This is a genomic window from Rahnella victoriana, assembly GCF_004330295.1.
Taxonomy (GTDB): domain Bacteria; phylum Pseudomonadota; class Gammaproteobacteria; order Enterobacterales; family Enterobacteriaceae; genus Rahnella; species Rahnella victoriana.
The window spans coordinates 190,640-203,752 of the sequence record NZ_SJOJ01000003.1 but is presented as its reverse complement, the minus strand read 5'-3'; the positions used below and the strand labels follow the sequence as shown (position 1 = coordinate 203,752).

General features: G+C 55.2%; 10 protein-coding genes and 1 riboswitch. Of the genes, 4 read left to right on the top strand and 6 right to left on the bottom strand.

Going from position 1 to position 13,113, the window contains the following annotated elements; genetic code table 11:
• The first annotated feature begins 245 nt into the window (after positions 1-245).
• Entirely contained in the window at positions 246-1,094 is an 849-nt protein-coding gene (locus EYY67_RS04140; RefSeq protein ID WP_131692912.1) for a hypothetical protein, read from the top strand.
• 7 nt (positions 1,095-1,101) lie between these two features.
• Here the strand turns inward: EYY67_RS04140 and thiD are convergent, their stop codons facing one another.
• Together thiD and thiM are read right to left on the bottom strand one after the other, a co-directional pair.
• Positions 1,102-1,902, bottom strand: a complete 801-nt coding sequence (gene thiD, locus EYY67_RS04135) for a bifunctional hydroxymethylpyrimidine kinase/phosphomethylpyrimidine kinase (RefSeq protein WP_131692911.1) — start codon at positions 1,900-1,902, stop codon at positions 1,102-1,104.
• On the bottom strand, positions 1,902-2,708 hold the full coding sequence (gene thiM / locus EYY67_RS04130; RefSeq protein WP_131692910.1) for a hydroxyethylthiazole kinase: 807 nt from the start codon (positions 2,706-2,708) through the stop codon (positions 1,902-1,904). The genes thiD and thiM overlap by 1 nt, the downstream gene beginning before the upstream one ends.
• A 34-nt stretch (positions 2,709-2,742) precedes the next feature.
• Positions 2,743-2,844: riboswitch (TPP riboswitch) on the bottom strand.
• 123 nt (positions 2,845-2,967) lie between these two features.
• Here thiM and EYY67_RS04125 point away from each other — a divergent pair.
• A complete protein-coding gene (locus EYY67_RS04125; protein ID WP_415838627.1) occupies positions 2,968-3,429 on the top strand; it encodes a GNAT family N-acetyltransferase in 462 nt (153 codons plus the stop codon).
• A gap of 139 nt (positions 3,430-3,568) precedes the next feature.
• Positions 3,569-4,231, top strand: a complete 663-nt coding sequence (locus tag EYY67_RS04120; protein ID WP_095923016.1) for a DUF3313 domain-containing protein — start codon at positions 3,569-3,571, stop codon at positions 4,229-4,231.
• Between the two features lie 114 nt (positions 4,232-4,345).
• Here EYY67_RS04120 and guaA read toward each other — a convergent pair whose 3' ends face one another.
• Both guaA and guaB read right to left on the bottom strand, forming a co-directional pair.
• Entirely contained in the window at positions 4,346-5,923 is a 1,578-nt protein-coding gene (gene guaA / locus EYY67_RS04115; RefSeq protein ID WP_119822665.1) for a glutamine-hydrolyzing GMP synthase, read from the bottom strand.
• A gap of 223 nt (positions 5,924-6,146) precedes the next feature.
• Positions 6,147-7,613, bottom strand: coding sequence for an IMP dehydrogenase (gene guaB, locus EYY67_RS04110; protein ID WP_165497940.1), 1,467 nt, complete (start codon positions 7,611-7,613; stop codon positions 6,147-6,149).
• A gap of 168 nt (positions 7,614-7,781) precedes the next feature.
• Between guaB and xseA the strand changes: the two genes are divergently transcribed.
• Positions 7,782-9,155, top strand: a complete 1,374-nt coding sequence (xseA, locus tag EYY67_RS04105; RefSeq protein ID WP_131692907.1) for an exodeoxyribonuclease VII large subunit — start codon at positions 7,782-7,784, stop codon at positions 9,153-9,155.
• Positions 9,156-9,225: 70 nt separating this feature from the next.
• On the opposite strand, the gene EYY67_RS04100 is transcribed toward xseA, so the two are convergent.
• The gene (locus EYY67_RS04100; RefSeq protein ID WP_131692906.1) at positions 9,226-11,589 is read right to left on the bottom strand and encodes a glycoside hydrolase family 31 protein; all 2,364 of its coding nucleotides are present in this window, start codon (positions 11,587-11,589) and stop codon (positions 9,226-9,228) included.
• On the bottom strand, positions 11,586-12,899 hold the full coding sequence (locus EYY67_RS04095) for an MFS transporter (protein ID WP_131692905.1): 1,314 nt from the start codon (positions 12,897-12,899) through the stop codon (positions 11,586-11,588). The genes EYY67_RS04100 and EYY67_RS04095 overlap by 4 nt, the downstream gene beginning before the upstream one ends.
• Positions 12,900-13,113: the final 214 nt, after the last annotated feature.

Below are 13,113 nucleotides of genomic sequence, written 5' to 3'. Positions count from 1 at the left end.
TTTATTATATTCCCGCAGTGTGAAAATTAATCCTGCAAGAATAATATGACCGCCCGTAATCACAATCACCAAAGCTATTTTTGTCGAGACGTCTCGTAAAATTTCAACAAGGGGAAATATCCGTAAGCGAAAAACTGGCCATGCAGGCAGTTTGCGACGCGGTTCAAATTTTGCGGGTTACCCCTGAAATCTGTATGACAACTTAGTGTAAGCTGTAAACCACATCAATATCGTGGATACTTTCTATGCCAGCCGCAACCCTCCTGAAAAAAAGCTACTATAGCGCAGAACAGTCACTGTCCCTTTCCCAGCTCGACGAGGAAAAAATCAGTCAGATCGCCCGTGATCTGGATGTGGCGGAAAGCGAAAAGGAACACTACCTCACAGGCTGGATGGGCCAGAACAGCGTGGTGCTGGTGAGAAATTATCAGGACAAACGCGGCACCTCCAGCGGGCTGGTGATGTCACGCGGCAACCGCTACAAACTGACCGTGCAGGCCATTACCTTTCGTATTCCTAAAGTGCTGCTGTGGGTCACTTTCCGCCGCAAGCCCCGCACGATGACAGTGATCGCCTATAACAAGCTGGGCGAACAGCCGGCCGGCCTGCAACAGTTCATGCATATTCAGGATCCTGAACTTCGCGACACGCTGGAAAATGACTGGCGTGAACTCAATGATTATCTGGGCATGGCCTGCTGGCAAATGGACAACAACCGTCCTTTGTGGCGTCAGGTGCATGAGGAAATCTCACCGCAGGCGTTGTGGACGCTGTCTGAATCACCGTGGTTCAGCGGCAAGAAACTGCAAAAAGACGGTGAATGTGAAGGTCTGTGGACACACGATCAGTTTATCGGACGCCGTAGCGGTGAACATGCTTCAGTGCTGCTGTCATGGAAAGATGAAGAGAATGACGATATTGCCAGTTACCTGTTTGAACGGGTTTCGGCGAATAAAATCCGCGTCATGCTCAGACCGCGCAAAGACGCAAAATTCTATCCGCTTAACCCGTTCGATGCCGTGCATTTGCAGCAGGCGTTGGTGAAATTCCGTCAGGCTGAACAGGTGCTTGGCGAGACATTGCGCCGCGCCTGATATCTGTTTACCACCAGCGGTGGAAATGATGCACCGGCCCGATGCCGTGGCCGACTTCCAGTGAATCCGCCTGCATCAACGCCTGCTGTAAATACGCTTTCGCCTCGCGCAGCGTATCTGCCCAGTTGTTGTGGCGCGGGCGCAAGGCGGCCAGTGCCGCAGAAAGCGTACATCCTGTGCCGTGCGTATGGCGGGTGTTGACGCGTGGCGCTGTAAAACGCTCGCGGGAACCGGCGGTAAACAGCCAGTCAGGGCTTTCCTCATCACTCAGATGACCGCCTTTCATCAGCACCGCGTCACATCCCATCGCCAGCAACGCCTCCCCCTGCTCGCGCATCTCGGTTTCACTGGCTGCCACGCTACACTCCAGCAATGCGGCGGCCTCCGGCAGATTCGGCGTAATGATCGACACCTGCGGGATCAGCAAACGGCGTACAGCATCGACGGCTTCCGGCAACAGCAACGGATCGCCGCTTTTCGCCAGCATGACGGTATCCAGCACCACAAAAGCGGGCCGGTAATATCTGAGCCGCTCCGCCACCGCCTCCACGATCTGGCTGTTCGCCAGCATGCCGATTTTCGTGCTGTCGATGCGGACGTCACTCAGCACGGAATCCAGCTGCGCGGCAACGAAATCCGGTTCGATGTGATAAACCGACTGCACGCCACGGGTGTTTTGCGCCACCAGTGCGGTGATGACACTGGTGCCGTAAGCGCCCAGCGCCGAGAAGGTTTTTAAATCTGCCTGGATCCCCGCGCCTCCGCTGGGATCGGTGCCGGCAATGGTCAGGGCATTGATCCGTTTCATTACTGCCCCTCCCCGTTCAGCCAGCCTTCGTTCATCAGATACAGATTGTCCAGAAACGCTGCCGTGAAGCTGCCCGGCCCTTTCACCGCCGCGCAGGCCCGCTCACCGGCGCAGGACATCACCCGGCAGGCCGCAGCCACATGATTCAGGCGATCGCCCGGCAAACACGCAAAGGCGGCGACAACTGCCGATAAGGCGCAACCGGTGCCGACCACGCGGGTCATCATCGGATGGCCGCCCGCCACCGCCAGACAGCGTTCGCCATCCGTGACGTAATCCGTTTCGCCGGTCACGGCCACTACCGCCCCGGTTTCCCGCGCCAGCTGCTGTGCAGACGGAATGGCAGAAAGCGAGTCGTCACCGCTGTCGACGCCACGCCCGGCGGCACTCAGCCCGCTGAGAGCACGAATTTCCGAGGCATTTCCGCGGATCGCCGCCGGGTTAAGTTTGATAAGTTCCAGACAGAATTCGGTACGCCAGCTCAGACCGCCCACCGCCACCGGATCCAGCACCCAGGGTTTTCCGGCCTGACGGGCTGCGTGAATGGCCGCCAGCATGGCGTCGCTGTGAGGGCGTGTCAGCGTGCCGACATTCACCAGTAACGCGTCGGCGACAGCACTGAACTGCGCGGCCTCGGCAGGATCCACCACCATCGCGGGTGAAGCGCCCAGTGCGAGCAGGACATTGGCCGTAAAAGATTGCACCACGTCGTTGGTCAGACAATGAACCAGCGGCGCGGAAAGGCGGAGTTGTTGCAAGGAAGCGGCGGCGACAGCGCCGGAAAATACGGTAGGTCGGGTATTCATAAATCTCCCCACCGGCGCTAAAGAAGGCGGTATCGGGAGAGATACCTGACTTCCCTACGCTGGCATAATCCAGATCAGGTAATACGGGTAAAATCTCAGCCCTGACTTTTGCAAGCGGGCACCCCGAGTCAAGGGGACATTATTGGTGGCGCAGGCCAGAAGATCAATCAGGAAATGTGATAAAAACCGGCTGACGACCTCATTGAACTTGCCCCTGTTCGCTGGCAGTATCAAAAGGCAAATATGAAAACAGACATTGATGTTAAACCTTTCTCAGGAGTTCTCTTTGCCATCATCCGTTCACATCCGCCCCTACGAAGAAGCAGACCGCCCTTTCCTGCGTACCTTATATCTGGCGTCACGCAAACACACCTGGACCTGGCTGGAAGACGATTTTCAACTGGAAGATTTTGACCGTGCCGTTATCGGCGAAAAAATACTGGTCGCCGAACGTGACGGGCATTTACTGGGCTTTGCCTCGATCTTCACGCAGGAAAATTTTCTGCATAACCTGTTTATCGATCCGCAATATCAGGGAACCGGCGCGGGCACGGCCTTGCTACACGCCGCCGAAGAAACGTTCACCCGTCAGGGCTCGCTGAAATGTTTAGTAAAGAGTGAAAATTCGGTCGGTTTTTACCTGTCAAAGGGCTGGAACATCATCTCTACGGGGGAAAGTCCGAAGGGGGAATACTATCTGTTTCATTCATCAAAAAAATAATTAAAGACGAAATGATTACCCCACAGAACTGAATTTTCGCGATCCTGACGAATATCAATTTTTCTTTGTAGTGAAGAGGTTAAATTTCGCAGCGGTGCTATACATACCTTGTCTTCCTTAAAAATTTTCGAGGGTACGAATGAAAACAATAAAACTGATGCAGGTTGCTGCAGTGACCGGCGCACTGTTCCTGGCCGGGTGTACCAGCCATGTGACACAGACTGAAAAATTCTCCGGTTTCCTCGGCGATTACTCCGGACTTAAGGAAGTGAAAACAGGGTCCGGCAACCCTGTGCTGCGCTGGATTGATCCTTCTTACAAACGCTCAAATTATTCCTATATCAAATATGAGCCGATCAAATTCTATCCTGAACCTCAGCCAACGGAACAAATCAGCAAGGAAACCTTGCAGGGCGTTCTGGATTACGCCAACAGCCGTATGAAACCGGCACTGGCCGAACGTATGCAACTGACCGACGTGGCTGGCCCGCGCACCCTGATTTTTAAAGGTGCCATCACCGGTGTGAACACATCGGCAGAAGGTTTGCAGTTCTATGAAGTCATCCCAGTTGCGCTGGTGATTGCCGGCACTGAAACGGCGACAGGCCATCGTACCCGTGATACCGAAGTCTACTTTGAAGGCGAGTTGATCGACGCCAGCACAGGTAAACCGGTGATTAAAGTCGTGCGTAAAGGGTTCGGCAAACAGGTGTCCAATGACAGTCAGAAAGTCACTGCCAATGATCTGAAAATGGTGGTAGACAGCATGGCGAACGACACAAAACTGTTCCCGCGCGATTAAAAACAGTGCGGTTCTGAGTGATTCCGCAATAAAATTCAGACATAAAAAACGCCAGTGGATCTTGCGATCACACTGGCGTTTTTACAGGCTTTACGCCTCAGCTTGCGCTAAAACTTATTCCCACTCGATCGTCGCCGGTGGCTTACCGGAGATGTCATACACCACGCGGGAAATGCCGTCGACTTCGTTGATGATGCGGTTGGAGCAGCGGCCGAGGAAATCATACGGCAGGTGCGCCCAGTGCGCGGTCATGAAGTCGATAGTTTCTACTGCGCGCAGGGAAACTACCCAGTCGTATTTACGGCCATCGCCCATCACGCCAACGGAGCGGACTGGCAGGAAGACGGTAAAGGCCTGGCTGACTTTGTTGTACAGATCGGCTTTATGCAGTTCTTCGATGAAGATCGCATCGGCGCGACGCAACAGGTCGCAATACTCTTTCTTCACTTCGCCCAGCACGCGAACGCCTAAACCTGGCCCCGGGAACGGGTGACGGTAAAGCATGTCGTATGGCAGACCGAGTTCCAGACCGATTTTACGCACTTCGTCTTTGAACAGCTCTTTCAGCGGCTCAACCAGACCCAGTTTCATTTCTTTTGGCAGACCGCCCACGTTGTGGTGCGATTTGATCACGTGCGCTTTGCCGGTGGCAGACGCGGCGGATTCGATCACGTCAGGGTAGATAGTGCCCTGCGCCAGCCATTTCACTTCGTCTTGTTTGCAGGCTTCTTCATCGAACACTTCAACAAAGACGCGGCCAATGATTTTACGTTTGGCTTCGGGTTCATCAACGCCCGCCAGTGCAGACAGGAAACGCTCTTCCGCAGCGACGTGAACAATGTTCAGACCGAAACGGTCACCGAACATTTCCAGCACCTGATCGGCTTCATTCAGGCGCAGCAGGCCGTTATCGACGAATACGCAGGTCAGACGGTCGCCAATGGCGCGGTGCAGCAGCATGGCGGTGACGGAAGAGTCAACGCCACCGGACAGGCCGAGGATCACGTGATCGTCGCCAATCTGCACACGCAGACGCTCAACAGCGTCTTCGATGATTTTCGCAGGCGTCCACAGCGCTTCGCACTCGCAGATGTCCATGATGAAACGTTCGAGCATACGCAGGCCCTGACGGGTATGCGTCACTTCCGGGTGGAACTGCACACCGTAGAAGCGTTTTTCTTCGTTCGCCATAATGGCAAACGGGCAAGAATCCGTGCTGGCGACGGTCACGAAATCAGACGGGATGGCCGTCACTTTATCACCGTGGCTCATCCAGACGTCGAGCAGCGGTTTGTTGTTCTCGCTCAGGGCATCCTGAATGTCGCGGATCAGCGCGCTTTCCGTCTGCACTTCAACCTGCGCATAACCAAATTCGCGCTCGTTAGAACCTTCAACATGGCCGCCTAACTGCATTGCCATGGTTTGCATGCCGTAGCAGACGCCGAGAACCGGAACACCGGCTTCGAAAACATAATCTGGTGCACGCGGGCTGTCATGCTCGGTGGTACTTTCCGGGCCGCCGGACAGGATGATCCCGTTCGGGTTGAATTCGCGGATTTGGGCTTCGGTTACGTCCCAGGCCCAGAGTTCGCAATAGACACCCAGTTCACGCACGCGGCGCGCAACAAGTTGGGTGTACTGGGAGCCGAAATCGAGGATCAGGATACGGTGCTTGTGAATATTTTCGCTCATGAGGGGGCGTTTTCCAGAAAGCAATAAAAGCGTTAAAACGGAATATTAATCAGCCCGGAAACATCGGGCTGGGTATAAATTGGTAGTGACTCGATCCAGGCGCTCGCGAGCTAAGGTGAGGCAAGGCGGAAGCTGGCGATAAAGCGCAGTTTACATGACGTAAATGAGCATTTTGAGCCAGCTTCCAACGCCGGCTCGCCGACGCGCAGCAGCGACTGTGGAATTAAGATCCCATGCGGTAGTTAGGTGACTCTTTGGTAATCGTCACGTCATGCACGTGGCTTTCCTGGATCCCTGCACCGCTGATACGGACAAACTCAGCCTTGGTGCGCAGGTCGTCGATGGTAGCACAACCGGTCAGCCCCATACAGGAGCGCAAACCGCCCATTTGCTGGTGGATGATCTCTTTCAGACGGCCTTTATACGCCACGCGACCTTCGATACCTTCCGGTACCAGTTTGTCAGCGGCGTTGTCAGTCTGGAAGTAACGGTCAGAAGAGCCTTTGGACATTGCGCCCAGAGAACCCATACCACGGTAAGATTTGTACGAACGGCCCTGGTACAACTCGATTTCGCCCGGCGATTCTTCAGTACCTGCCAGCATCCCGCCGACCATCACACAGCTTGCGCCAGCAGCGATAGCTTTTGCGATGTCACCGGAGAAGCGGATACCGCCGTCAGCGATAACCGGAATACCGGTGCCTTCCAGCGCTTCAACTGCGTCAGAAACGGCAGTGATTTGCGGAACGCCTACGCCGGTCACGATACGGGTGGTACAGATTGAACCAGGACCGATACCGACTTTCACTGCGCTCACGCCTGCTTTGGCCAGTGCCAGAGCACCTGCGCCAGTCGCCACGTTACCGCCAATGATTTGCAGATCCGGGTATTTTGCGCGGGTGGCGCGGATACGTTCCAGAACGCCTTCGGAGTGGCCGTGAGAGGAGTCGATCAGCAGAACGTCAACACCGGCAGCCACCAGCGCATCGATACGTTCTTCGTTGCCCGCACCTGCGCCAACCGCTGCACCGACGCGCAGGCTGCCCTGCTCATCTTTACAGGCGTTCGGTTTACGTTCGGCTTTCTGGAAGTCTTTTACGGTGATCATACCGAGCAGATGGAATTGCGCGTCAACCACCAGCGCTTTCTCTACACGTTTTTCGTGCATTTTCTGCAGCACGACTTCACGGGCTTCGCCTTCTTTCACGGTGACCAGACGTTCTTTCGGCGTCATAACCGCAGTGACAGGCTGTTCCAGATCGGTCACGAAGCGCACGTCACGGCCGGTAATAATACCGACCAGTTCGTTTTCTTCCGTCACGACCGGATAACCGGCAAAACCGTTGATTTCAGTGAGTTCTTTGACCTGACGCAGAGTGGTTGAAGGTGTGACGGTTTTAGGGTCAGCAACAACGCCGCTTTCATGCTTCTTCACGCGACGGACTTCTTCCGCCTGACGGTCAATAGACATGTTCTTGTGGATGAATCCGAGGCCGCCTTCCTGCGCCAGAGCAATCGCCAGATTCGCTTCAGTCACGGTATCCATCGCTGCGGACAGCATAGGGATATTCAGACGGATTTTAGCGGTCAGTTGAGTACCGAGGTCGGCAGTGTTAGGCAGAACTGTGGAGTGGGCTGGAACAAGGAGAACGTCGTCGAACGTTAGTGCTTCTTTTGCGATACGTAGCATGGGCAATATCTCACCAAGGTGGATGCGGAAAAGATAAAATATTGCAGCGGGAGTATACAGGTGAGTAGGCATTCCCACCAGAACTATTTCAAAAACTTCTTGATTACCTTTTGCGGGCATGTAGTATCGTTCGATTAAGTCTCTGTTTTTGAATTTGATCTGGATCACATGTCGCTACCTTCTTCGCCTCCTATTTTTACCGTAAGCCGCCTTAATCAGACGGTCCGACAGTTGCTGGAAAACGAAATGGGTCAGGTCTGGCTCTCCGGTGAGATTTCAAACTTCTCTCAGCCTTCCTCCGGCCACTGGTATTTCACGCTCAAAGATGACCGGGCGCAGGTCAAATGCGCCATGTTCCGCAATTCCAACCGCCGCACCACGTTCCGCCCGCAAAATGGCCAGCAGGTTTTAGTTCGCGCTACGATTACCTTGTATGAACCGCGTGGCGATTATCAGCTGATTGCCGAAAGTATGCAGGAAGCGGGCGACGGTCTGTTACAGCAGAAATTCGATTTGCTGAAACAGCAACTGGCCGCCGAAGGTCTGTTTGATGCGCAGTTTAAACAACCGCTGCCCTCGCCGGCGAAATGCGTCGGGGTCATTACCTCCGCCAGCGGTGCTGCGCTGCATGACGTGTTAAATGTCTTAAAGCGTCGCGATCCGTCATTGCCCGTCATTATCTATCCGACTTCAGTTCAGGGTGCCGATGCCCCGGCGCAAATTGTCCGCGCCATTCAGCTGGCTAACGCCCGCGAAGAAGTGGATGTGCTGATTGTCGGGCGCGGCGGCGGTTCGCTGGAAGATTTGTGGAGCTTTAACGATGAGCGGGTGGCACGGGCGATTTTTGCCAGCCGCATTCCCATTGTCAGCGCCGTCGGCCACGAAACCGATGTGACGATTGCTGATTTTGTCGCGGATTTACGCGCGCCAACGCCGTCTGCCGCCGCCGAACTGATCAGCCGAAATCAGCTGGAATTACTGCGCCAAATCCAGTCACAGCAGCAACGCCTCGAAATGGCGATGGATTATTATCTCGCGCAGCTGACGCAGCGCTTCACGCGTCTGAATCACCGGCTGCAACAACAGCATCCGCATTTACGTCTGGCACGCCAGCAAACGGCGCTGTTCAAATTGCGCCGTCGTCTGGATGAGGCGATGCAAAATCAGCTGCGCCAGATGCTGCGTCGCACCGACCGTTTGCAGCAGCGCCTGACGCAACAACAGCCGCAGCCGCGCATTCACCGTGCCCAGCAACGGGTTCAGCAACTGCAATACCGGCTGCAACAGGCGATGTCATCACAACTGGCAGAAAGCCGTCAGCGTTTCGGCACCGCCTGTACACAGCTGGAAGGCGTCAGCCCGCTGGCGACACTCGCCCGCGGCTACAGCGTGACGACCACGCCACAGGGCGCATTGTTGAAAAAAACCACGCAGACTGCGCCGGGCGAAACACTGAAAACGCGTCTGGCCGATGGCTGGATTGAAAGTGAAGTGAAATCGATTGTGATGGAGAAGAAAGCGCGGAAACGTGCAGTTAAATAAGTGTTGGGTTTAAAGCCCTCTCCCCGTCTCCCCCTTCGCAGGGGGAGACGGGGAGAGGAGATTGAAAAGCTTACAAATTATAGCTGTTGGTCTTCATACCATTGACCCACACTTCGCGCGTTTCACCTTCCGGCAACACGATATCCAGCGTTTTCCAGCCAGGTTTGAAATCGCCGCGCTGCGTCAGCGTGATGTCGATTCGCTGATCGTCACTGACAATATCCCAGTTCAGCCACAACGCATAATTCTGTTCCCAGCGATGACTTTCGCCGTCGTCCTCGAACAGCAAACCTGAGGATGTCGCCTGACCCGGTGCCGGATACACATGCAACTCACGCAGCGTATCTTTGCGGATATCGACATGTGCCAGACGGCAGGATTGTGGCAACGCAGCGCCCGCACGCACCAGCAGCGGCAGGCGATCCAGCGGCGCATCCCGCGTGATTGTCTGCCCCCCCGCAAACCATTCGCCGGTGTAGAAATCGCACCAGCCAATGCCGTTATCCGGCAGATAAACCTGACGCTCACGCTGGCCTTCATCGACCACACTGGCGACCAGCAAATCCCTGCCCATCAGGAAATCATCCGTTTCCACAAAGGTATTTTTATCGTGCTCGTGATCGAGGAATGTCGGCCGCAACATCGGCTCGTCATCCGCATGCGCCTGCCACAACAAGGTGTAGAAATACGGCAGAAGGCGGTAACGCAGACGAATGGCATCGCGGATTAGCGGCGTCACCTGCGGATACATCCACGGCTCATTCACGGTGTGATCATCGTTCCATGAATGAATGGTGAAACGCGGATGCATCACGCCGTTCTGGACCCAGCGGACAAAGAGTTCGGCATCCGGCTTATCGCCTGAGAACCCGCCGACGTCATGCCCGACGTTGTACAAACCGGACAGACTCATGCCAATCCCCATGCGCGTGTTGTAGCGCAGCGTCTGCCAGTTGGTTCGGTTGTCACCGCTCCAGGTTTGCACGTAACGCTGCATGCCGGAACAGCCGGAACGGGAAATCAGGTACGGACGGGTTTCCGGCGCAAATTTCTGCTGCGCTTCAAACGACGCACGCATCATCAACAGCGGCATCACCGGGCGGATATGTTTGATGGCGATGGATTTACCGAAACCATGGCAGCGCGCATCACGGTCCCAGACTTCATATTCGTTGTTGTCGTTCCACGTCGAGCCGATGCCTTTTGCAAGCAACTGTTGCGTCACGCCGTTTTGCCACCAGCGCACAGCGGAAGGATGGGTGAAGTCCAGATGCGAGCCTTCGTCATCCCAGAACACAGAGCGTTCCGGCACGTCGCTTTCGCTGTCGCGGATAAACAATCCCTGCTCAGCAACCTGCCCGTATTGCGGGTGATCCTGCAACAGGCAAGGTTTGATGTTTGCCGCCAGGCGGATACCGGCGTCAAGAAACGCTTTCGACATCACTTCCGGCTCAGGCACTTTGTCGTAGTTCCAGTTAAAGACGTAGCGCTTGTTGCCGATCGAGGTGTAACCCGATGATAACTGGAATGAATCGCACGGAATTTCATGCTGTTCGCACAGTGTGATGAATTTCATCAGCTGCTGCTGGGCATCCGGCGCATCGGTGTAATACATGGTGGAACCGCTGTAGCCGAGGCTCCATTTTGGCCCGAAGGTGGTTTTACCGGTCAGCCTGACCAGCTTTTTGGTGACGTCCAGCGAGGTCGGCCCGACAAACAGGTAGTAATCCAGATCACCGGCTTCCGCACTGAAACGACGGTATGGCAGATGGTAATTGTCCAGTTCATTGCCGAGATCCAGCCAGACATTGCTGAGATTGTCGTAGAACATGCCGAAACTGACGTCATTGCGGCGGGTCATCGTAAACGGAATATGTTTATACAGCGGATCGGTGCTGGCGGCGTTATAGCCCATCGCGTCCAGATTGCGCATTTCGAAGCGGCGGCCGCTGCGGTTGAGATCACCGGCTTTTTCGCCCAGCCCGAACACGCCGTCCTGCGGTTCGCGCAGCTGATAGTGTGCGGATTCGTCCCCTTTCACGCCGAGCATGTAGGCGCCGGTTTTACGATCCTTCGCCAGAGGCAACCAGGTACCCGCCTCGTTTTTGTATTCCCATTCCAGCCACAACGGCTGATGAACCGTAACGCGCAGCGCGTCAGTGGTCAGTATCAGATGGTCATCGCCCTGCGTCAGCTGATAACCCGGCACGGTGAAACCGTCGTTGCTCAGGCGGTCACGCCCTTCCCACGGCACGTCATTTTGCGGCGCGATGCTCCAGGTACGATCCAGCGCCAGTTCACCATGACGCTGGATAAACACGCGGACCAGCCCCTGCTCCAGCACGCGCAGAGAAAACAGATGCTTATCATCAACGCGCAAATCCACGCCTGCGTCATGTTGCCCGGCAAGCTCCCAGTGTTTTAACGTCTTCATACACTCTCCCTTTTAGCCGGATTGCGGCGTTCAGCGATCAGAGCAATCAGAAATACTGCGCCAATCAAATCAAAGAAACCCATCGCGATAAACAGCGGATTGAAACCCATTTTGTCGGCAACTGCGCCGATCAGCAGTGAAAACAGGAAGCTGGCGATCCATGCGGAGGAACCGCGCATACCGTTGACCGTCGCCACCTGACTTTTATCGAATGTCTCCACCACCACCGCGCTCAACATGCAGGAAATCACCTGATGACCGAACCCGCCGATGGAAATCAGAGCAATGGCGGCGTACGGGCTTTGCGTCACGGCAACCAGTGCCAGCGAGAGCATCATAAATGCGCCGGTGACGGAGCTGGCGACGATGGAGTTGATGCGGGTGCAGCCAAACACTTTGCGGTACAGCGTGGTGAGGTAGCCGCTGGCAATACTGCCGAGGTCGGCGGCCAGGAACGGCAGCCAGGCAAACATCACAATGTGTTTTAAATCCATTCCGCGTTCGTTAGCCAGATACAGCGGCACCCAGAAACTGAACACCGCCCACGCAGGTTCAGCCAGAAATGCCGGAATGGCGATACCGTAGAATTTTTTGTTTTTGCAGACGATCTTCAGCGATTTGATAAACGGCAGACGCGTTTGTTGCGGCTCGTTGTCAGAGCGGATCAGCGCCAGTTCATCTTTGCTCAGATTCGGATGGGTTTCCGGTGAATGGTAGAACTTCCACCACAGCAGAACCCATAACATCGACAGCACGCCGCAGAACAGGAACGCACCGCGCCAGCCAAATGACACATGCGCCACCAGAATAATCGGCGGAGCCAGCATGGCACCAATCGAGAAGCCCACGCCTGCCCAGCCCGCGGCAACCGGACGCTCTTTGCGCGGGAACCAGTCGGAAATGGCTTTGGCGTTGGCCGGTGTGGCCGCCGCTTCGGCGCTGCCCATAAAGAAGCGCAGCACGGCAAGCTGGATCCAACTGCCCGCGCCCGCATGCAGCATACACACCACTGCCCAGATGGAGGCGCAAATCAGGAAGCCCAGCTTCAGGCCAATCACATCAATCAGCCAGCCGCACAATGGCTGGAAAATGGTGTAAGCCGCCTGAAACGCCGCGACGATATAAGAATATTGTTCAGTGGTCATGTTCAGGCTGGTTTTCAGTTCAGCCGCCAGTAACCCCAGTGAATTTCGGGTGACGTAGTTGACTGTCACGCCAAGCAGAAACAGCGCCAGCATCCACCAGCGTAAGGCTTTTATTTTTCTGAGCCCTGCGACCGCAGCTGTCCCGGTATTTATTTGAATTGTCATGTCCGTTCTCCCACCCGTCGGCCTTGCCGCAGATGATGTGGTATGTGAGGTACTTCTGCAGAGTAGGCACACGGATTTGTGAGGGAAACGTGATTTTTTGCAAAAGCTTTCACGCTATAACTGCACCGGGAAGTCAGGGAGGATAAATGCTCACAGGCAGCACATCTTCTGATATGAAAATTTTTGCATGGACGATTTTGAAGGAGATCACAGT

What these genes read in the sequence shown, in the direction of transcription:
- EYY67_RS04140 (WP_131692912.1), top strand. Translation starts at nt 246, where the DNA reads ATGCCAGCCGCAACCCTCCTGAAAAAAAGCTACTATAGCGCAGAACAG.
- thiD (WP_131692911.1), bottom strand. Translation starts at nt 1,902, where the DNA reads ATGAAACGGATCAATGCCCTGACCATTGCCGGCACCGATCCCAGCGGA.
- thiM (WP_131692910.1), bottom strand. Translation starts at nt 2,708, where the DNA reads ATGAATACCCGACCTACCGTATTTTCCGGCGCTGTCGCCGCCGCTTCC.
- EYY67_RS04125 (WP_415838627.1), top strand. Translation starts at nt 2,968, where the DNA reads ATGTTAAACCTTTCTCAGGAGTTCTCTTTGCCATCATCCGTTCACATC.
- EYY67_RS04120 (WP_095923016.1), top strand. Translation starts at nt 3,569, where the DNA reads ATGAAAACAATAAAACTGATGCAGGTTGCTGCAGTGACCGGCGCACTG.
- guaA (WP_119822665.1), bottom strand. Translation starts at nt 5,923, where the DNA reads ATGAGCGAAAATATTCACAAGCACCGTATCCTGATCCTCGATTTCGGC.
- guaB (WP_165497940.1), bottom strand. Translation starts at nt 7,613, where the DNA reads ATGCTACGTATCGCAAAAGAAGCACTAACGTTCGACGACGTTCTCCTT.
- xseA (WP_131692907.1), top strand. Translation starts at nt 7,782, where the DNA reads ATGTCGCTACCTTCTTCGCCTCCTATTTTTACCGTAAGCCGCCTTAAT.
- EYY67_RS04100 (WP_131692906.1), bottom strand. Translation starts at nt 11,589, where the DNA reads ATGAAGACGTTAAAACACTGGGAGCTTGCCGGGCAACATGACGCAGGC.
- EYY67_RS04095 (WP_131692905.1), bottom strand. Translation starts at nt 12,899, where the DNA reads ATGACAATTCAAATAAATACCGGGACAGCTGCGGTCGCAGGGCTCAGA.